Origin of the sequence: Paenibacillus sp. UNC496MF, from assembly GCF_900113915.1 — a bacterium.
Classification (GTDB): Bacteria; Bacillota; Bacilli; order Paenibacillales; family Paenibacillaceae; genus Paenibacillus_Z; species Paenibacillus_Z artemisiicola.
The window spans coordinates 1-19,831 of the sequence record NZ_FORE01000012.1 but is presented as its reverse complement, the minus strand read 5'-3'; the positions used below and the strand labels follow the sequence as shown (position 1 = coordinate 19,831).

17 protein-coding genes and 2 pseudogenes are annotated in these 19,831 nt (G+C 52.9%); 2 read left to right on the top strand and 17 right to left on the bottom strand.

Annotated features, from left to right (window positions below; genetic code table 11):
• Positions 1–37: 37 nt before the first annotated feature.
• The 14 genes from BMZ79_RS21465 to BMZ79_RS33700 form a co-directional block, all read right to left on the bottom strand.
• Positions 38–1,612 (bottom strand): response regulator, encoded by a 1,575-nt coding sequence (locus BMZ79_RS21465; RefSeq protein ID WP_256252949.1) that lies wholly within the window; start codon positions 1,610–1,612, stop codon positions 38–40.
• The gene (locus tag BMZ79_RS21460; RefSeq protein ID WP_256252948.1) at positions 1,594–3,423 is read right to left on the bottom strand and encodes a sensor histidine kinase; all 1,830 of its coding nucleotides are present in this window, start codon (positions 3,421–3,423) and stop codon (positions 1,594–1,596) included. Before BMZ79_RS21460 ends, BMZ79_RS21465 begins: the two co-directional genes overlap by 19 nt.
• Positions 3,424–3,439: 16 nt before the next feature.
• Positions 3,440–5,035 (bottom strand): response regulator transcription factor, encoded by a 1,596-nt coding sequence (locus tag BMZ79_RS21455; RefSeq protein WP_090643661.1) that lies wholly within the window; start codon positions 5,033–5,035, stop codon positions 3,440–3,442.
• Positions 5,036–5,384: 349 nt separating this feature from the next.
• Entirely contained in the window at positions 5,385–5,558 is a 174-nt protein-coding gene (locus BMZ79_RS35630; protein WP_371263776.1) for an IS3 family transposase, read from the bottom strand.
• 44 nt (positions 5,559–5,602) lie between these two features.
• The gene (locus BMZ79_RS21445) at positions 5,603–6,025 is read right to left on the bottom strand and encodes an IS3 family transposase (RefSeq protein WP_371263775.1); all 423 of its coding nucleotides are present in this window, start codon (positions 6,023–6,025) and stop codon (positions 5,603–5,605) included.
• 167 nt (positions 6,026–6,192) lie between these two features.
• Positions 6,193–6,747: a helix-turn-helix domain-containing protein gene (locus BMZ79_RS21440; protein ID WP_090643656.1), complete on the bottom strand. Its 555-nt coding sequence runs from the start codon at positions 6,745–6,747 to the stop codon at positions 6,193–6,195.
• A 106-nt stretch (positions 6,748–6,853) separates the two neighbouring features.
• The gene (locus tag BMZ79_RS35230) at positions 6,854–7,087 is read right to left on the bottom strand and encodes a GNAT family N-acetyltransferase (protein WP_256253039.1); all 234 of its coding nucleotides are present in this window, start codon (positions 7,085–7,087) and stop codon (positions 6,854–6,856) included.
• Between the two features lie 680 nt (positions 7,088–7,767).
• Positions 7,768–8,847, bottom strand: coding sequence for an IS110 family RNA-guided transposase (locus BMZ79_RS21430; RefSeq protein ID WP_090643653.1), 1,080 nt, complete (start codon positions 8,845–8,847; stop codon positions 7,768–7,770).
• Positions 8,848–10,359: 1,512 nt separating this feature from the next.
• Positions 10,360–11,421, bottom strand: coding sequence for a sensor histidine kinase (locus BMZ79_RS21415; protein ID WP_256253038.1), 1,062 nt, complete (start codon positions 11,419–11,421; stop codon positions 10,360–10,362).
• 10 nt (positions 11,422–11,431) lie between these two features.
• The gene (locus tag BMZ79_RS21410; protein WP_090643648.1) at positions 11,432–12,142 is read right to left on the bottom strand and encodes a response regulator transcription factor; all 711 of its coding nucleotides are present in this window, start codon (positions 12,140–12,142) and stop codon (positions 11,432–11,434) included.
• Positions 12,143–12,164: 22 nt separating this feature from the next.
• Positions 12,165–12,779 (bottom strand): DUF3995 domain-containing protein, encoded by a 615-nt coding sequence (locus tag BMZ79_RS21405; RefSeq protein ID WP_090643645.1) that lies wholly within the window; start codon positions 12,777–12,779, stop codon positions 12,165–12,167.
• A gap of 33 nt (positions 12,780–12,812) precedes the next feature.
• Positions 12,813–13,325, bottom strand: a complete 513-nt coding sequence (locus BMZ79_RS21400; protein ID WP_143089026.1) for a hypothetical protein — start codon at positions 13,323–13,325, stop codon at positions 12,813–12,815.
• A 472-nt stretch (positions 13,326–13,797) separates the two neighbouring features.
• Complete coding sequence (locus BMZ79_RS33705) at positions 13,798–14,073, bottom strand: immunoglobulin-like domain-containing protein (RefSeq protein WP_218154750.1); 276 nt, start codon at positions 14,071–14,073, stop codon at positions 13,798–13,800.
• A gap of 157 nt (positions 14,074–14,230) precedes the next feature.
• On the bottom strand, positions 14,231–14,476 hold the full coding sequence (locus tag BMZ79_RS33700; protein ID WP_143089024.1) for an HAD family hydrolase: 246 nt from the start codon (positions 14,474–14,476) through the stop codon (positions 14,231–14,233).
• 37 nt (positions 14,477–14,513) lie between these two features.
• Between BMZ79_RS33700 and BMZ79_RS21395 the strand changes: the two are divergent.
• Positions 14,514–15,634: pseudogene (locus BMZ79_RS21395) on the top strand (IS3 family transposase); the annotation flags it as partial.
• A gap of 477 nt (positions 15,635–16,111) precedes the next feature.
• On the opposite strand, the gene BMZ79_RS21390 reads toward BMZ79_RS21395, so the two are convergent.
• From BMZ79_RS21390 to BMZ79_RS21380, 3 genes are all read right to left on the bottom strand, one after another.
• Positions 16,112–17,731, bottom strand: a complete 1,620-nt coding sequence (locus BMZ79_RS21390) for an FAD-dependent monooxygenase (protein ID WP_177222257.1) — start codon at positions 17,729–17,731, stop codon at positions 16,112–16,114.
• 164 nt (positions 17,732–17,895) lie between these two features.
• Positions 17,896–18,480: a PadR family transcriptional regulator gene (locus BMZ79_RS21385; RefSeq protein WP_256252944.1), complete on the bottom strand. Its 585-nt coding sequence runs from the start codon at positions 18,478–18,480 to the stop codon at positions 17,896–17,898.
• Positions 18,481–18,828: 348 nt separating this feature from the next.
• Positions 18,829–19,158 (bottom strand): IS110 family transposase, encoded by a 330-nt coding sequence (locus BMZ79_RS21380; RefSeq protein ID WP_371263768.1) that lies wholly within the window; start codon positions 19,156–19,158, stop codon positions 18,829–18,831.
• Positions 19,159–19,583: 425 nt separating this feature from the next.
• Between BMZ79_RS21380 and BMZ79_RS21375 the strand changes: the two are divergent.
• Positions 19,584–19,831 (top strand): annotated as a pseudogene (locus BMZ79_RS21375) (IS110 family transposase); the annotation flags it as partial.

Sequence of the window (19,831 nt, the reverse complement as noted above, 5' to 3'; positions counted from 1 at the left end):
CCCTAATTTAAGGTGGGCGAGCCGGAATCGCGCACGCTTACGCGTTGGGCGAAAGCTTGTATTCGGCGGGCTTCATGCCGAGCCGCTTCTCGAACTGCTTCAGGAACTGCTGGTACACCCGGTAGCCGACCGCCTCGGCGACCGCCCCCGCGGAGGCGTCCGTCTCCCGCAGCAGCCGCTTCGCTTCCGCGATGCGCAGGTCGTGCGCGAAATCGAGGATGCCCGTGCCGAATTTGCGCGAGAACGACTGCCCCAGGTAGACGGGATGGACGTAGAAGCGCTCCGCGAGCTCCTTGATCGTCAGCGGCTCCCGATAATGCGCCCGCAAGTAGTCGGCGACCTTCGAAGGCGTGCCGCCGGCCCGCTTCGCCTGCAGCCCGGCGATGACGGCCTGGCTCCGCAGGCAGAATTCGGCGAGCTCCCGCTCGACGTCCGCCAACCGCGCGCCGCCCGGGCCGCGGGCGACGGACGCCGGGACGCCGGGCAGCTCGTCCGGATCGCCCCCGAGCTCCTTGCACAAGACGGCGCAGCGCATGACCGCTTGGGCGGCGAAGATGCCGACCAGCTCCGGCAGCGGCAGCAGCGCCTCGAAGGCGCGGAACGCGCTCCCGACGGCGGCCGAGAGCTCGCTTGGATCGCCGCCCTCCACCGCGTCCAGGATGGCGTCCGCCGCGCGCAGCATCCCCGGGTCGCGCGAGAGCGTGCGGCCGCGGATATCCGCGTAATGGACGACGGCCGCGCCGCCGAAGAACAGGAAGCGGCGCGCCTCCGCCGCGCTCCCGTACGACGCGGCGAGCCCTGCCGGGCGGTCTTCCGCGGAGCCGGCCGCGATGCCGATCTGGCCGCGCGCCTCGGCCCGCAGCGCCGCGAGCAGCCGATCCGCGAACGCGCGAATCTCCCGCTCGCCTTCGGCCTCGCCGTCCGCCGCGAGGCCAAGGGCGAGGCCGAAGGCGCCCGGCCCGCCGTCGATCGCGTGGCAGGCGCCGCAATCGGCGGCCAGCCGCTGCGCCGCTTCGAAGGCGCGGCCCGTCTCTTCGGGCTCCGTCTCGACGTGTACGTAGACCCAGCGGCCCGCCTCGCCGGACAGGCGGGCCAGCGCCGGGTCCGCCTCGGGCCGCTCGCCGTCGCCCGCGCCGCCGGCGAGCAGGCGCGACAGCGCCTCCCGCAGCGCGTGCCGGTCCGCGCCGTCGCGGATCGCCCGGCTCCGCTCCCGGCCGCGCAGCTCCGCCCGCAGCCGGGACAGCACGTCGTCCGCCTCGGCGGGGATGACGGGCTTGGTCAAGTAATGCGACACGCCGAGGCGCATCGCGCGCCGGGCGTAATCGAAATCGTCGTAGCCGCTCGTGATGACGAACCGCGTGGACCGGTCGCCCGAACGGCGCGCCTCCTCGATCAGCCCGAGCCCGTCGAGCGCCGGCATGCGGATATCGGTGACGACCAGATCGGGCGCGATGCCGCGCATGAGCCGAAGCGCCTCCTCGCCGTCCTCGCACGTCGCGCAAACGCGAAAGCCGTGCTTCTCCCAATCGACCAGCAGCTCCAGCCCTTGAATGGCGAGCGGCTCGTCGTCGACCAGCAGCACCTTGTACATGGTCACGCCTCCTTCTTCCATTCCTCCGCCTCCAGCCGGGCGAGCGGGATCTGAAACCCCGCCTCCGTCCCCGTCGCCGGGTCGCTCGTCATCCGAAAGCGGACGGCCCCGCCGTAAAACAGCTCCAGCCGCCGCAGCACGTTGCGGATGCCGACATGCTGGCCGTCCGGCTGCTGCTCGGACCGCACGTCCGTCAGCAGCTGCCGCAGCCGCGCTTCCTCCATGCCGACGCCGTTGTCGGCGATGCGGATGTCGAGCGCGCCGTCCGCCGCGGCCGCCGTCACGCGGATCGTCCGGCTGCCCTTGCGCGCCTGCAGCCCGTGCTTGCACGCGTTCTCGACGAGCGGCTGGATGCTCATGCGCGGAATGCGCAGCGGCAGCGCCCGGGGGTCGACGTCGAACGCGTACTCGAACTGCTGCCCGAAGCGGAACTTCTCGATCTGCAGGTACATCGCGGTGAACTGCAGCTCCTCCTGCAGCGGCACCAGGCCGTCCGCGCGGCTGAGCAGCTGCCGCATGAGCACCGACAGGTTCCGGATGATCTCCGTCACGTCCGAATAGCCGTTCTTCGTGCAGACGACGAGCAGCGCGTTCAGCGTATTGAACAGAAAATGCGGGTTCATCTGGCTTTGCAGCATGGACAGCTCGGTGCGCACCCGTTCCAGCTCCAGGCTCTTTTGGCGGATTTCGAGCTTGTAGACGTCGTTGATCAGCGACGTGATTTTCTCGGTCATGACGTTGAAGGTGCGGATGAGGCCGCCGATCTCGTCGCGCCCCTCGTGCATGTCGATGGGGTCGAACCGCTCGTTGCGCACCTTCAGCATGTGCCGGGACAGCTTCTTTACCCGGTAGTGGTACGAGCGGAGAATGACGTAGATGAGCAGGGACGGAATGAACGTGCTGACGACCGCCAGCCAAATAATCGAGCGCCGCGCGTCGTTCATCAGGCCGTCGACCCGGCGGGTATCCGCGATGCCGACGAGCTTCCAGCCCTTCACGTACCCGAAATCCCCGAGCGGCCGCTCCATGGCGTAGCCGGGCCGGGCATGCGCGACGGCCTCGTCCGCGCCGGCACCCGCGGCGGCGTCCGGATTCGCCGGCGTTTGCGGCGTCGCGGGCTGCGTCATGGGCTGCGCCGGTTGCGGCACCGGCGCGCCGTCGCCGATTGCCACGACTTGATTCCCGTCGTCGATGAGCCGCAGCCGGAGGCTGTCGATTTCCCGGTTCAGGATGGCCTGGATCTTCTCGGTGTTCAGGTCGATCCGCAAATATTTCGTATAGGCGGCGTACGACGCGTACGTGTTCAGCCTGCTGACGACGCTGATCCGGTTTCCTGGACTGAAGCCGCCGCTTTCGTAATAGGACACCACCGTCATGTTGCTCGCCGAACGCTTCAGTTCGCCGAGCCACGGCAAGTCGAGCGCGGGGTCGCCGATGACGTGGTAGTTCGCGCCGGTCTGGATCGTCGGATTGTCGGTGTAGACGCGGATCTCCACGATATTCGGGTAGGACGACATGTACCGCTTCAGCTTGTCGCGCAGGAAGCCGTCGTACGCGGCGTAATAGTCCACCGGGCTGGCGTAAGCGCGGTCGAGCGCCGCGTAGATCGAATCGTCGCTCGCGATCGAATGGCTGAGCGCGACGCTTTCGTCGATCATGCCGAGCAGCTCGCCGGACGCGCGCTCGATCGATTTGCGCAGGTTATCCTGCTCGCGGACCCGGATGTTCTCCGAGTTCTGGTGGAAGAAGAAGAGATTGATCGTCATGATGGGCAGCAGCACGCAAAGCAGGTAGATCAGGAGGAACTTGATGTTGAGAGGGATGTCGTTCACTCGATGGATAAAAGGTTTACCGGTCCGCATGGCTTTCACCCTTGGTTTTGTTTTTGTAGGCGGACGGCAGCTCGCCCGTGAACGCCTTGAATTTGCCGGTGAAATAATCGGTGTCGTGATACCCGAGCGCGCTCGCGATCGCGGACATCTTCATGTCCGTCCGGCGCAGCAGCTTCCGCGCTTCGTCGATCCGCAGCCGGTGCACGTAATCGTGGAACGGATAGCCCGTCGCCTTCTTGAACTGCTGGCCGAAATAGACGGGGCTGAGGCGGAAGCGCTCCGCGAGCTCCTGCAGCAGAACCTTCTCGCGGAAATGCCCGTTCAAGTACGCGACCGCTTCCGCCACGGCGCCCCCGCAGTCCCGGGCCGACCGGCGCGCCGCGAACGACGCCGCGGCCCGGACGCAGAGCGCCTCGATCGCCTCGCGGCTCCACGCGGCGCCGTCCGCGCCGTCCGCGCCGTCCGCGGGCAGCAAGGCCGAGATCTCGGGCGCTTCGCCGCTCGCGTCGTCCGCGGCGCCGGCGCCGTCCGCGAAGCGGCGGAGCAGCTCGCCGCGGATATGGCACGCGGCGAGCCGGGCCCAGTCGTCCTTCGCGCCGGCCCCGGCGAACAGGCCGAACAGCGGGTCGAGCGCCGCGCGCACGGCCGCCTCGTCGCCCGCCTCGACCGCGCGGAGCAGCCGTTCGGTGCAGGCCGCGACGTCGGGCAGGCGGCAATCGCCGTCCGGCGTCCGTCCGCGCCGGTACGGGTGCAAGCCGGCCCGGCGCCCCAGCAGGGCGCGCCGGCGCGCCTCGAGCGCCTGCCCGTGCAGCGCGGGCAGGACGGCCAGTCCTTGGCCGCGCTCGCTGGCGTACACGGCCAGCCCGTCGAGCGCATCCTGCAGGCGCGCGGCGGTCTCGGCGAGCCGCGCCTCGAAGCTCGCGCCGGCTTCGCGCTCGTCGAGCACGAGCACGCCGCACCGGCCGGGCGCTTCCGCGAACGCGACCGCCCGGAGCCCCTCCGGGAAGGCGGCCTCGAGCAGCCGCCGCAGCCGGACGTGCGCGGCTCCGCCGGGGGAGCCGGAGCCGGCGAGCGTCTCGGCGAGCAGCAGCCGGCAACGGGTTCGCTCCGTCGCGCCGAGCAGCCGCCCGGCCGCTTCGAGCGCGGCCGGCCCGCCGTGCCGCAGCGCGGCCACTACCGCTTCCGCGGCGGCGGCGTCCCGCTCCGCGCCGGCGGCGGCTTCCGCCCGGCGCCGCTCCGCGAGCGGGCCGGCCAGCTCGCGCAGCACCTTGTGCACTTCTTCCGGCACGAGCGGCTTGAGCAAGTAGTGATCCACCTGGTAACGCAGCGCCTCTTGCGCGTAGCCGAATTCGGAGTAGCCGCTGACGATGACGGTCTTGGCGGTCAGCCCGAGCTCCTCCTTCATCGCGCGGATGAGGCCGAGTCCGTCCAGGACGGGCATGCGGATGTCCGTCATCACCAGATCTGGCGGGCAAGCCCGGATCGCGGCGATCGCTTCCTCGCCGTCCGTCGCCGTACCGCATAATTCGTAGCCGCAGCCCTGCCAGTCCACCATCGTTTTCCAGCCTTCGATCATCAGCGGTTCGTCGTCGGCCACCAGCACCTTGTACATGCGCTTCACCTGCCCGGGAAGGTTTTACGTTCAGTATGTCATGCGTCTTCGGGAGCGACAATGGACGGAACTACGATTTCTTGCCGTTTTCTACAGTCATGTTGAAAGCGCTTTTATAAATAAGCGCCGCCTTCCGCTTCGCGGGTTGCGGCGGCGGGTTGCTGTATAGAGAAAATAAAGTATTAGACTCGATGTATTGAAACCGCGTGGTTCTTCGATTTACAAACCTTCACATTCCGAAATACAAGTATTAGACTAACCCCAAAAAAGGAACAGCAGCAGCCACGAACTGAGAAAATAAAGTCTGAACTGCACCCCGTCAAGTAGACAGTACAAAAAATAAAGTCTATTAGGCGGCCTTAGTCCTGTACTCCATCGGACTGAGGCCGTTTAGTTGTGCTTGTAATCGTTCATGGTTGTAGAAGTGGATATAAGCCTGAATATCTCTCTCAAGCTTTTCAAAAGTAGGGTACGGTTGCAGATAATACTTCTCACATTTGAGAGTCCCCCAGAAAGATTCCATTGGACCATTATCGATGCACCGCCCTACACGAGACATGCTCTGGATCATGTGACTGTCGTCCAAGAGTTTCTTAAAGCCCAAAGAAGTGTATTGGTATCCTCGGTCGCTGTGAAGCATGGGGCTGCTTCCTGATAGGACACGATGGATTTATCATGAAGATCGAGAATAGCGCTCAAATACGCTTTTTGGCCATGACCGTATTTAAATGCTGTTACATCGGTGAGCCATTTTTCATTCGGCGTATTAGCATGGAATTTACGGTTTAGCAGGTTCTCTGCCACTTGCTGCGGCGTGGCGTTCGCATACTTCTTTTTCTTTCTCCGAATAACAGACTGGATCCCCATTACCTTCATTAACCGTTCAACGCGCTTATGGTTAATGGTTTTTCCGGTTTGTTTACGCATATGCAGGGTCAATTGGCGGTATCCAAATGTACGTTCCACTTTCTCATAGATCGTCATCATCACTTGGGTCAATTGCTCATTCTCCAACTCTCGAGGACTAGATTTGCGATTTAACCACTTGTAGTAACTCGAGCGCGGAATTCCAGCAGTTTGGCATAGAAGCTGAATACTTAATGCATCCTTTTGAAGTGCCTGGATGGCAAGATAAATGGTTTCCTGTCGCGTTTGTTTTAGCGTCGCCTTCTTTCGAGTTCCTCTAACTTTTTTAAAAATGCATTTTCAGCCCGAAGTCGCTCCATCTCGTGCTCCACCTGTTTCATCTTGAGTTTCTGTTGATCGGCCTCTGTTAACTCTTCCGGGGCTTTCCTTCTCCCTCGGCCATCCTTTAACGCATCCTGACCGCCATCTTCGAACTTCTTCACCCACTGGTACACTTGTTCCCCTTTATAGGCTTTTAAGCTGCTATGACCATTATACTTGTTCACCCAATTAAAGAGCTGCCGCGTACTCGCAATCTTGTATTTAGCAATGACTTGATACTGCGACAATCCCCTCTCAAGGTAATCCTTCACCGCTCGGAGTTTGAGTTCAGCACTATAGCTTTGGAGATGCGTACGGCGCTCCAAGCCTTCATACCCACACGTCTGGTACCTACGCTGCCATCTCATTAAAGTGGTCTTATTAATTTCATATTTCTTCGCAGCTGCCAGAAAACCAATTTCCCCATTTGATACTTCTTCGAGAATAGCAAGTTTATCCAAAGCACTATACTTTCCTAGAGACATGAAAAAAACTCCCTTACGATAACAGGTTTTATTATTTCACCTGTCTACCGTATGGGGAGCATATCAGTCATAGACAGCTGCTGTTTTATTGAACTATCGTTACCCGTTAGTTTAGCCTACCCTGAGATGGTCTTAATTTAATTAGGCCCACGCTCAATAAAATCATGCTTGCCGCCCAACTGAGACCAAGTTTTCCGTAACCTCTTCTTCTATAATCTGAGTGCGTTACAACATTCTCAATTAATCCGTAGGAACGGGCACTTCTTGTTAAATTCTTGATTATTACTAAAACACAAGAGGAAACAATCTTACCATCTACCTCGACTACAATGTAATGCATATTTGGGTCATTGTAGATTTCATCCCAGTGGTACTTTAAGATTATCATCATAAATCAGTTCAGGGTCATCATGATTTAAGTGCTTATATAGTGACAACAGTTGGTTTATTTCATTATATTGAATTTTCCTAACTATAGTACGTTCCACCATACACTCCACCCTTAAGCGATAATTTTTGGCAGTCGCCAATTAAAATAATTTTACTCTACATATATTAAGTTTAATTATTGTGATATGACTTTTTTACTGTGAATTACTTCACCTCGTGATTTGTGTGGTCATTAAGCATAACTGCCCGTCCCTCGGTTTTAAGGGTTTATCTCACATATGCTCACTCATTCGCAGGATTTCATCACCTTGAAATAGATATGGAGGTGGAGAAAGCTATGGGCGGATGCCGTTAGCCCAGTAACTGGGTATGCGGGAACAAAGGAATTGCTTCAGCCATTCCTTTCTGCCTAACTCTACTGCACGCAAACTCCACAAGTGCCCTGGTGTTTACCATCCCATGGCTCGACGGGTCTAGGCCCTCACATTCCATCGTCATACTGATCCAAGGTGTGGAGACCGATTGCGTTTAGCGGACGGGTCTGAGCCCTTTTCGGGCAGTGACTCGGTTTTCTGTGCTTTCTTTTTCAAAATCCCGCGAATGAGTCAATATACGTGATCGATCAGTGCTCTATGCTGCTTGTGAAACGAGATGGCTGGCCTTTTCGGGAGAGAATGTTTCTACGCGCTGGACCATACCGATCAAAATTCGCGCTACTTTACCCACGAGTTTAAAGACAGACTGTTGCTTTTTCATGTGCTTTACTTGAATATTGTGTCGATGTAATTCTTGAAAGACCGGATTAATTCCAATGAGCTGGATTGTTGCTAAATACAGATATTTTCTTAAACTGGAGTCCCCTCGTTTGGAGACAACGATCTGACCTTTCCTCTTCCCCGATGTGCTTTCAGCCAAATTCAGACCGGCTTTGCGCAGTAACTGACGTCCATGTGCGTACTGCCTTAGGTCACCTGCACCTGCTAAGATAGCCGCAACGAAGATGGGTCCAAGGCCTTTTATGGAACGCATCTGAATGGCCATGGGAATCTCACCTAATTCTGGTACTGACCGATTTGCGAGATCCACTGGCGCAGGGAATTCCTTCAGAGTAGCCATTGAACGTTTAACGGTCCAATCCTTAAATACCGAACTGTACTCAGGAAACCGGATATCCAGCCACCGAATAATGCGATTTTGTAACCAGACGCTATTAGCAACCCAAAAGTCTCGATCGCTCATCAGTGTTTTCAAGCGTTGAAATACTTGAGTCTGTTTCGTATGTTCATAGTAGTAGCCTCGGCTTACTACATCTGCAATGACAAGTGCATCTTTTGGGTCACTCTTCGATTGGCAGTCGTCACGGTTTTCTTTATTGCGTTTTGTCGTTGCTGGATTAACTAAGACCACTTGCAATCCTTTATGTGTAAGCCAGTTGGCTAGGTTCCACCAATAGTGGCCTGTCGGCTCCATGCCTATGATTACCTGGCTTAAACGGTGCTTTTGCTGAATACCATCCATCCAACGCTGCAGCTTTTCAAACCCCTCTATGGTGTTGCTGAATGCTATATGCCGATTCGTCAGTACAATCCCACGATAATTTGTAACCTGTGCCACATGAGTCTCTTTTGCCATGTCGATCCCTACAATTAAATGCGAGGGTGTAATTCGTTCGACTCGTTGATTTTGTGCTTTTGATTGTTTAAACTTCATGATAAGAGCGCTTCCTTGATGGTGTTGGGTAATTAACCCTTGGACAAACCCATCATACCGAGGCGCTCCTTTTTTGACAAAGGCCATTTCTTAGCCCTAACAGGAATGTTTAGCGCAACGACGGCAGCCGAGCGATTCGAGGCCGGCTGCCGTCGTGTCTTAATTGAGCTATCGTTCCCCGTTAGTCGAGCGACCAGGGACGGCGAATTGCTGAGAATAGGCGCCGCATGCCAACCACGTGCCCACCCGTACCAATGACGATCCCTCGGTAGAGGTAGCCGGCCAGGCCGGGAAAGGCAGCTCGACTTTCGGCACGTAACCGTAATCGATCCGGACTAAGGTGTTCGAGGCGAAAAATCAGGGCGTAGGATGAGAAACGATGGCACCCTTCGAGGACCAGCTCACGTCCCGGGATAGCAGCGATTACCCGAAAACCAGGAAAAGTCGAGCCCACGGAAAGGGGCCGTGGCCCAGACGCTGTGCAGTCTGCGGATCCAACCAGTCTCGTGTAGATGGCCATACCAGGACGCGAGAAGGATCGGTCCAGTGTTTCGCCCAGATTGCGCCAGACGTCGTCAGCCCCCGCTGCAATGACCGTCGCGTGCTCATCGACATACGGCAACGAAGCGATGTGCATTAAAGTCTCAGTGAGGTCCGATTGCGGTTGGCTAGGTGTAATATGCCTTGTTCTTCTGCCCCGGGAGTTTAGTCCTCTTCCTCTTCCTAAGCCGACAACGAGTAGAAAAATTACGACAAGAATAAAAATGCTCACTAAAATTTGCATATCGTGGCTCCCCTGTACTTTTGACTTGCATTCCCAATCTTTAAATACCGTTTGAAACTCTGGAAAGTATCGATCTAGCCAGTTATGGACCAAGGTTTAGCAAGTAATGACCGGTTGGTTCCATACCTACTATGATGTCTTGGAAGCTATGCTCCATTAAGATCTTTCGAAACCAGCTCACAAACATCTCAAAACCTGCCATGGTGTTTCATACGTAATTGCTTCCCGAACTCAACTCCGAGGTAGTCTTGTGCACGTGCCACATGTTTGAATTTGGCAATGTCTACACCGACAATTAAGGTAGAAGATTCTGTTCCGCAAGGATTTCTTCATCGTTCCGCACAGATTCCTAAGATCTGGGTTCAACTCTTTCTCAGTGTCAATTTGGCTAATGAGAAGCAGTCCATCGGTTGAAAAGGGATCTACTTGAAGGTTATCCAACATGTAATTTGTAGCCTTTTACATCTGCTGTTATTGATTCTTATATCTCGTCCGCTTCCCGTATACCTAGATCTCATGACTCAGGTAGTATCTCATCGAACAATTCGATTAGCTTCTCGTCTGGATCACGCAAATGTGCTGTACGAATTCCCCCAGCCATTTCTGTGCGTGGGGAAATAGCAACATATCCTTTAAGGGCTCTATAAAGATCACAAATCCTTATATAACTTTCGCTTTAGTATAAGGAGTGTTAGTAAACATGTAGTAGCCGGAAGCTCAACTTCACCCTAACTTTGCGTTGCTTTCAGCCTGATCGAAAGTGTTGTCCCTTCGCTCGGCTTGCTGTGGATGACTAAATCTCCGTCATGGGCTTCTATAAATTTGTTGGCGATGGATAATCCCAAGCCCGAACGTGTGGAGGATGTTCGATCTTCGCTTTGACCAAGCGTCTCGCTGAATCCGACCCCATTATCTTCGACCCGGATCTCCGTCGTCCGATCATGAAGCTGCGCGATTCGAACCGCAATCTTGGTACCCTCAGGATTATGGACGACGGCATTGACGAGCAAATTGCGGATAGCGCGCGTCATCAGCTTCGGATCGCAAGTTACCCAAATGCGATCTGGCTCCGAATCCATCGTAAATAAATAACCGGTCGCCCAAGGTGCGCTGCTGATATCCGCGACCGTTCTGCGCACGAGTTCCACGATATCCACTTCCTCGGCTTTTAAAGGAAATTGTCCATGAGGCGATTCATTAAGATCCTGTACCAGTTCTTGCAGATGAACCGCCTTTTGATGAATGATTGATAGAAATTCCCTTTGTTCCTCTACACTCCACCGATACTCCGAATTCATCAACATGGCGGAATATCCGGATATATAGGTTAACGGCGTTTTTAAATCGTGTGAAATCCCCCGAATCCATTCTCGTTTCATTTGTTCCGACTCTTGAAGCGCCTCCTCGTTTCGTCGAAGCGTACTCGTAAGCATCCGTAAATGCTCAAACAATTCCTTGTAGACCGCATACGGTAATTTCAACATTCCTCTTTTGCGAGAGTGAAGCTCGTTCCAGAGATGGGGAGCATGATATTGTCCGCTTGCCAGAAGTCTGATCCAAACCATCATGAAATAAACCGGCTTCCCGAGATACCAGCCAATAAGGAGCAAGGTCAGAAGAAAAAGCAGTGCGCACAAGGTCACCACAAAGATTTCGTAATGAGTCGAACGATTCCCGAACAATAACAAGTGCGGCCAAAACAACCAGGCCGTTACGATCGCAATCGTTTGAATGCAAACAAACAAAACAAAAAAAGCCGTCAGGAGCTGCATCGCTATGCGAAGCATCATGTTCACAGACTTAACCTCCAGTGGGCGGAACGAACTTGTACCCGATTCCTCGCAGCGTGACGATCAGTTTGGGGCGGGTCGGATCGACCTCAAGCTTCTTTCGGAGTCTGGAAATATGGATAACGACCGTTTTCTCATCCCCTTGCACCAAGGTACCCCAAACTTGCTCATATAGTTGCTGAGCGGTGAACACCCGGTTCGGATGTTTGCAAAAATAAAGCAGCAGTTCAAGTTCCTTGGCCGGACAAGGCGTATCCACATTGCCCACGATAAGCTGTCCGGTCGTCCGATTAACGGTAAACGCATCGTATCGATACACATTCTCCACACTTACGACATCAGTTGCATACAGAGCGCTCCGTCTCAAATGAGCTTGAATCCGCGCAACAACTTCCAGCGGGTTAAACGGTTTGGTTACATAATCGTCTCCGCCCAAGAATAGCCCTTGCAGCTTATCCATATCGCTGGATCGGGCGGTAAGAAACAGAATAGGGGTTGTAATGGTCTTGCGTATTTCCGTGCATAGGGTAAATCCATCCATATCCGGAAGCATGACATCCAGAACGATCATGTTAAAACGCGTCGTTCTCACGGCCATAAGCGCCTCGGCGGCGGAACTGGCTTTCGTAATCCGGGTGTATCCTTCTTTGCGAAAAAGATTCTCAAGCATAATTAGAATGCCTGCCTCATCGTCGACCACTAATATCGATTCATTCCGCACTCCGACGTCTCCTTATTTTAGCTCAATATTTGAGGAAATCGAATATAATCGCACTAACAAATAACGCCGTGAGAAGTACTATCAGGCATAGATAAAGGTTAGCAGATCGCCTCAGAAAAGGTTGCAAAATTTTGGTGTCTTTCGCATAGTTCCATGCCGCCATGCCCGCCAGTATGCCCATGACGATAAACCACGGCTCGTAAAACAGAAGATCCCATAGAATTAATCCGCGGACATCGAGCTCGATCCAACCGGGAATTTGGATGGTAATGATCCCTGCCAAATAGAGAATTTTGGTGATGACCCCACTGACCCCGTGAGCAATCGAGAAGGCGCAGCCAATGAGCGCGGGAACCAATAAGAGAAGAGGATGGACGTTTTTCCCGCCAATCAAGGGCAACCATGACGGAACGGTTCTCCCCCATGGTTTGACGAGTCCTAACAAATAGAAGCCAGCGAGCAAGACCACGACGCCGGCGAAATAACTTGCCATTTGAAATCCTTCGAGTTCGGCGAGTCTGCCCGGCAGACCGACCGGTCCACCCGCAGCTTGATAGAATCGAACGAAAACCGCATATATAACCGCCCAGAAGCACCCAATGTAGCCGGGACAAACCTTAAAGTCGATCTTGCTCATGTTCCATGCCACCTCGTTCGATCAATTTTCCCGTCACACGTCCGAACGGGCGTAATGGCCTGTTCTAATCCCAAAAGAAAAGGCTGCCATGCTGATTGCAATTCCCCAAGCGAAAAATCCTCCGTATACAGGGAGCAGCACCCAGGGGTCAAACTCCGGCGTATCAGTCATGCGAATGGTGCCGACAGCCATTTTGTAGAAGGTTGCGAGGCAGATACTTATAAAGAACGTGCCGCCCACGCCCGCCGGTATGATCAGCATCCAGCGGGGAATCCTGCGTCCCCAATCTTTGACCAGAGCGACCGCAAGCGTAGAAGCGATGAGAGCCAACACGACGGTTATATCGATACCCTTGGCGTATAGAAATGCGCTGATCGGATCTGCGCTGGTTTTCATAGAGGCATGCAATTGCTCGATTCCTTTCCCTGAAGCGAGAATGACGACTCCATTCGCCCAAAGCGTCTTTAATACCGCGTATGGAAGTAAGGCAACAGACGCTGCATATCCCCATTTCTTTGACAACCACCATGTTCTCTGCTTCGTCATGGCTAAACACCTCCAGTTCTATCGTTATCCTTATTTTACGAAATGCAGGTAAACAGGAGGTAAACGGGAGTTCAACTTCAGCCTAACTTTACAGCCCACCTTCTTAAACCGATCCCGTATGAAGGGCACCGTAGCTTTACCCCAAATATATTTGAACGCCCGCAAGCGGTTGCTTCATTTTTTGCTTATTCTAAAGGGCAACCCTATGAAAGCTATGAAACTTAAACAGCCGACATCCTCTATGGTGTCGGCTGTTTAAGTAAATTTGAGTCACTTTTGATAAGGTTCTCCGCGCTGAAACGGCAAGTTAAAGGGCTATTCTTTGCGGGATAGCCCTTTCTTTGATATCGTTATTCTAAGGCCGGTTACCGTTTATCATGAACTATCGTTTCCCGTTAGTTGAACAATATCACAAGGAATCGCCTCAGCCATTCTTGTTGTAAAACCAGCATCAAGGACTAACCCTGGCTAGCTATTTCAAAGTAAACGCATCGCTCACTAAATCAATTTGCGGGCTTTCCGCCTCTGTGCCAAGACGAATTCGCTTCACAACTCGGTACTCGCCCGCAGGCAGATATTTTAGAATGACGGGGTAATCACTAGAATGAGTGCCAGGTTTCAATTCAGTTCCAACATCACCAATTGCAAAATTGTTTAAAATGATGGTATTCCACTCATTTTTTTTCAGCTTCTGGATTGTAAAATCAGTGCCAAAAGACAACAGTTTACCGGAATTGTTCTTACACATTCGGTTTACAAATATACCCACTTCTAAGACGCGAATGATCAAGCTAAAGTTGCGCTATTCTGCCCTTTAGCTTAATGAAGGCTGCCAAATTATTAGTTCGGCAGCCTTCAAGTTGTTTATTGAGCTTTTGTTCCCCGTTAGAGGAATAAACCAATAATTATGTTCTGAGCGTTGGAATGAGCCGATGATGCATTAACAACAAATCCAATCCATCAATTATGTCTGTAACGACTATGTTACTACTCATTAGTGTCGCCGTTGCACAGCCTTCTTTCCCTATCACAGCGATTGAAAGATCAGCTTCACGAAACATCAGTTCATCATTTACTCCGTTGCCCAAAACAACAACACCTGGTGCAATTGTACGAACATAATTTTGACCCTGCCCCGAATAGATAGACACATAGAAAACCTCTATAATATACGTGGAGGGATTTACTATGGGGCAGCAGAAGAAATTTGATAAGGCGTTTAAAGAGCAGGTTGTGTTGCGAATCTTAGCTGAGGAATCAACGGTAGCGGATGCGGCTAAGGAACTGGATGTACATTACACCACAGTCCGTGACTGGGTGAAGGTTTATAAGCGTGATGGAGACAGTTCGTTTCCAGGCAGTGGCCACCTTAAAGCTGAGGATGATGAAATACGCAAGCTGCGAAAGCAGTTAGCGGATCTGAAAGAAGAGAATGACATCCTATAAAAGGCGGCGGCCTACTTCGCGAAGAATCAGAAATAATGAGGTTCAAATTTATCTTTGAACACCGCTTCGAGTTTCGGATTGCGAAGATGTGCCAGGCCCTTAGGGTCTCAAGAAGCGGCTATTATGCTCATATTAAACGACCAGAAAGCAAACGCAGTAAAGCGAACCGCGAGCTGCTTGATACCATAAAAGACATCCACATAAACAGTCGCAGAATCTATGGATCTCCGCAGATTACAAAGAATTTGCCACCGGAGAAGAAAGCCAGTCGCGGCCGTGTAGCACGGTTAATGCGAGCTAACGGGATTCGATCGAAAGTGGTAAAGAAATACAAGGCGACAACAAATTCAAGCCGCAACTTGCCTGTTGCGGATAATATCGTGAATCAAAACTTTACAACTAGCAAGCCTAATGAGAAATGGTTGAGTGACATTACCTACATCGCGACAGGTGAAGGCTGGCTCTACCTTGCCGGTGTGCTAGATTTACATGGCCGAAGACTCGTTGGCTGGGCGATGGATAGTCGTATGAAAACAGAGCTTGTCTGTGCTGCTCTAAAGCAAGCCATTGGCCGTACCGGTGCATCTAAAGGACTCATCGTACATTCTGATCGCGGTGTTCAATACGCTAGTAAAGGCTACCAGAAGCTTCTGAAGAAGCATGAATTTATCTGTAGCATGAGTCGTAAAGGCAACTGTTATGACAATTCACCCATGGAGTCCTTTTGGGGGAAGTTAAAGATGGAATGGCTTAATGATTACACATTCAAGACGCGAGCTGAGGCAAAAAAGGCTGTCTTTGAATACATCGAGCTGTTTTACAACCGTCGGAGAACGCATTCCTCCAACGATTATGTCCCGCCGTTCCTTGTCGGAGACGTGAAGAACACACCTGAAGCCATGCGAAAGCTCATGAAGAAAATAGAAATACCGGAGCAACTGCATGTCTGCTACGAAGCCGCACCAACGTATAAGGTCTCAGTTTGAGCTCTCAGTGTTCGCCGCTTATCATTATCGCCGATTAAACATATACCCGTAGCAAGCATTCCAGTAATAGTTCCGATTTTTGTTCCTTCATGTTCAAAATCCAATACAATATGCTCATACCAAGACCGCGGGGCAATCATTAGTTGAAATTCACGGCCTTTAAAAACAATGCTTTCCCGATGGAAAACCGAAGAAACGTTAACCATCAACGGTTCCAAACGACGGCATATCGCGCCTGATCGCAGTAACGCGCTGTTTATCTTTTGATTTTTGCCAGCTCCGCCATCATGGCTCGATACTCCTCGGAAGCGGTAAGCGTTGCTGCATACTGCTCCCTAGCGGCGCCGTGCGCCTTCAACAACAAAAAAGGATAGCCGAAAGAGCATTTTCCAGCGACCGCAAGGGGTTATCCGCCATTTCCGAGCTCCTATAGCCCACAATCCCGTCGGGTCTTACTAGAATAACCCCAGTTGCATCGATGCCATAAGAGCTGCAGAACGTCCCATTCGAATCAGTCAGATCAGCTCCAATATGATGGACGGATAAAGAAAGATTAAGCTTCTCCGCCGCTTCATTTGCCGCTTGAATCCATTCTTTCCCTTCAGGGCCCACAATCAGGACAAAATGAGTACCGAATAAATCGAGGGTTGACATGCGGTTCGCGTTTTGACCTAAAACAACATGCGGCGCGCGCGTTCCTGGCAGCCCCCTCCATTCGTTGGGAAGGTTTATTGGTTTGGTATCTTGAACGTCCTCTATCGCAAATGCGCCTTTTAAGTAACGATAACCCATATTGACCATCAGCGTATTGACTGTTATTTGTTTCGTGTCCTCCGTAGCACGCTGTTGCGATAAAGCGGTAACTCGCTCGACCGTCAGGTCCGCGATTGGCAAACGCTCCGTTTCATAGGTGTCGAGCAGACCAAGGCCTGCATGACCGTGAAGAACGGCTGCCAGTTTCCATGCCAGATTGTGTGCCTCGGAAATCCCCGTATTCCCCCCGAGGGCACCTGCCGGAGGCTGTACCCGGGCAGCATCGCCGACCAGAAACACTCGCTCTTGGCGAAGGCGATCCGATACGCGAGCGGCCATTTCCCAGGAAAGGACCGTCTTTACCCTCACCGGAATATCCGGTATCCCTATCGCAGCGCGAATCAACGGAATACAACGCGACTCGGGATAATCCGCGACCGATTCCTTATTAGGATCGTACCAAATATCCAATCTATAGAGATCCGAACGAATAAAGGTGCCGGGATAAGGGACAAGCGCTCCCATCACGGTCTCATTTCGCACGAATCCCATAACGGCATTGCGGTTAGTGAATAGCTCTGCAATATCAGCCTCGAAAACCATGCTCATATTGTTCATGATCGTGCCCGCTCCGTGCTGTTCAATACCCAGCTTCTTCCTGACCGCGCTCTTACTGCCATCGGCTGCGGCCATGAAGCCGGCCCTAATTCGTCGTGAAGTGCCATCGGACCGATTGCGAATAATAGCGGAGACGCCATCCTGATCTTGTTCGAACGTAACCATCTCCGTGTCGTATCGCAGGTCCACTCCATTCCGCTTTGCATGGTTTCGCAAAATGGGCTCCAATATATCCTGCGCAATGAAGCTGCCTTCGGCAGGACTTTCATCCGTAAAGAAAGCGCTCATATCTTCGACCGTGTCATTAAACGTTTGCCCCGCAAGACTCTCCGCCTGAAAAACCTTGCTGTTCTTCGAGAACGGCGGTGCTATGCTTCGGATATCCTGTTCAAGTCCCAATGAACGATAAATTTCCATTGTTCGGGCGGTTAACCCTGCGACGCGCGGATGGATCGCCGTAGTTGGATGACGTTCGACCACCATTGAAGAAATCCCCTGCCTGGCAAGAAGAAGAGAAAGAGAAAGCCCGACCAAGCTGCCTCCGACGATAAGAACGGGAACCGTTTCATCAAACGCCTGATACTGATCGACTTGTTTATCCATTCCCTTATTCATCCTTTCTTAGTTCAACGATTCTCTTCATAGTTATAATATTACTATTCATGATTAAACTATGTCAATGGGTTCCAGCCAGTTTATTTTCCTTCTTGTCCGTACTAAAAAGACCCCTATGCATCAATCGCATACGGGTCCGTATCTAAGGATATTTATCGTCTTCCAGCTATTACCGGCTCGTTATTGGGAGAGGCGAATCGTTGCGCGATTTCGCGTAGCCACTCCTCATCCCATACAAGATCGCCGGATCGAATATCGCCGATAAGGCAGCTCACCCACTTCAGTTCGGCCTCAATCACCGTACGCTTATACTCCATTTCGAGCATGAACAGCCTAGGGATCGCGGCTTTGGCAGTTATTCGCGCGAGCTCCTCCTTAAGGGCGATCGTTCTTTTCTCAAGCAGCTGCTCGACCTCCTGAATTCGCAACAGGCCCAGGAAAGGGAGGGCCGCGGGAAACTCCGGGAACTCCTGCGGCAGAGCGGACAACATGTCCCGAAGCCATTCCAGGAGCAGCGCCTTCCCTTCCTCGGTCGCTTCGTACACGGTCCTGTCAGGACGCCCCGTCTCCCGCGAGGTCCCTCGGACTGCGATAAGCCCATCCCGCAGCAGACGCTCAATGGTCTGATAAATACTGGTGCGCTGCCGAACGTTAATCACTTCATCCTTTCCTCGTTTTTTGATGAGTTGCTGCATTCGGTACGGATGCATAGGTTCTTCTGCAAGAAGCGCAAGCACAGCTATTGTTAGTGGGGAGCGTTGGATTTTTTATTTTTCGTCATGGTCTGAAGTGGCTGCGCTTTTCACAAGAAGCTGAGTGACGGAATTGAGAAGGCTCGCCGAGACCTTCATTCCATAACAAGGCAAACCAATTCCTTACATGGTGAAAAGGTGGTCCTCTTCTCAGACGCTGGATCGGTGGCTCGACAGCTATTACGAATTGAAAGGCGTTCTTCAGGAGCAACAACAATATTCTGCTTAATGCAGAGTGCTTTTTTTGTGTCCTCCAATTCATGCACTATGTATCCAAAAAGGTTTACATATATGCCAAAAGGAAAAGCCGAGGACTACCTCCCCGGTCTCGTCTCAGGCTGCCTGCGTAGGTTCAGATGTCGTTATGTCCGGTACGGCTTTGACCAGTTGAGCAATGACGCGTGCGTCTTTTACGTCATTCTTCGTCGGTGAATTGTCGTCGAGTTCTTTCGTTCTCTTTACGTGCAGCGGATTCACTACGCCGCACGTAATATTTTGCTGTCCCAAATGATACACGAGATTCAGCCAGTAATGACCTGTCGGTTCCATACCGACAATGACGTCTTGATATCCTTGCTCAGCCATGAGCTTATGAAACCAATGGGTAAAGTGCTTAAACCCATTTAAACTATTCTCGAAGGTTACCGGCTTCCCTACTTCCACTCCCCGGAAATTCTGGGCCCGAGCCACATGCTTAAACTGGCGATGTCCACTCCGACGATGAGAGTCGTAGATGTAATTTGGGTTATTCGCTCATTTTGGGTAGAATTCATGTTGTAGTCTCCTGATTTTGTTTTCGGATCCGTTCACTGGCCAGCTACCGGGATCCCCAAACAATCTTACCAAGGAGTCTTTTTCTTTCTCAAACCTGATTTCTCTGCATTATAGGAATGCTGCCCGTTAACGCAAAGACGGCAGCCGATCGTTCTGTGGCCGGCTGCCGTCGTGTAATGATTGAACTATCGTTCCCCGTTAGAATTCCTGTAAAACGAATAATTTGGCGTTTGAACAAAAACGAGCGCCTCAGTACGATGGGGTTACGCACGAGGTCAAAAGCCTCGAAAAGCCCATCAGGAGGTCGCTCTACTATGAATTTTAAAGCACAGGATAAGCAAAATCAACGCCTTGAAAACATTACCGTTTCTCACCTTGTCGTGGGCGTAGACATTGCACAGGAAGTTCATGTAGCCCGCGCCGTCAGCTTTCGCGGCATTGCTTTGGGTACACCGCTCGAGTTTGGCAACGATCGCGAAGGCTTTATGCTGTTTAAGCGTTGGATCCAGGATCTACTTCACTCCTACAAACTGAGCAGCGTCATTGTTGGCATGGAACCCAC

Coding starts and splice junctions, on each gene's coding strand:
- BMZ79_RS21465 (WP_256252949.1), bottom strand. CDS start 1,612: ATGGAAGAAGGAGGCGTGACCATGTACAAGGTGCTGCTGGTCGACGAC.
- BMZ79_RS21400 (WP_143089026.1), bottom strand. CDS start 13,325: ATGACGAAGCAGAGAACATGGTGGTTGTCAAAGAAATGGGGATATGCA.
- BMZ79_RS21405 (WP_090643645.1), bottom strand. CDS start 12,779: ATGAGCAAGATCGACTTTAAGGTTTGTCCCGGCTACATTGGGTGCTTC.
- BMZ79_RS21390 (WP_177222257.1), bottom strand. CDS start 17,731: ATGGATAAACAAGTCGATCAGTATCAGGCGTTTGATGAAACGGTTCCC.
- BMZ79_RS21440 (WP_090643656.1), bottom strand. CDS start 6,747: ATGTCTCTAGGAAAGTATAGTGCTTTGGATAAACTTGCTATTCTCGAA.
- BMZ79_RS21415 (WP_256253038.1), bottom strand. CDS start 11,421: ATGATGCTTCGCATAGCGATGCAGCTCCTGACGGCTTTTTTTGTTTTG.
- BMZ79_RS35230 (WP_256253039.1), bottom strand. CDS start 7,087: ATGCATTACATTGTAGTCGAGGTAGATGGTAAGATTGTTTCCTCTTGT.
- BMZ79_RS21455 (WP_090643661.1), bottom strand. CDS start 5,035: ATGTACAAGGTGCTGGTGGCCGACGACGAACCGCTGATGATCGAAGGC.
- BMZ79_RS33705 (WP_218154750.1), bottom strand. CDS start 14,073: ATGTGTAAGAACAATTCCGGTAAACTGTTGTCTTTTGGCACTGATTTT.
- BMZ79_RS35630 (WP_371263776.1), bottom strand. CDS start 5,558: ATGGAATCTTTCTGGGGGACTCTCAAATGTGAGAAGTATTATCTGCAA.
- BMZ79_RS21430 (WP_090643653.1), bottom strand. CDS start 8,847: ATGAAGTTTAAACAATCAAAAGCACAAAATCAACGAGTCGAACGAATT.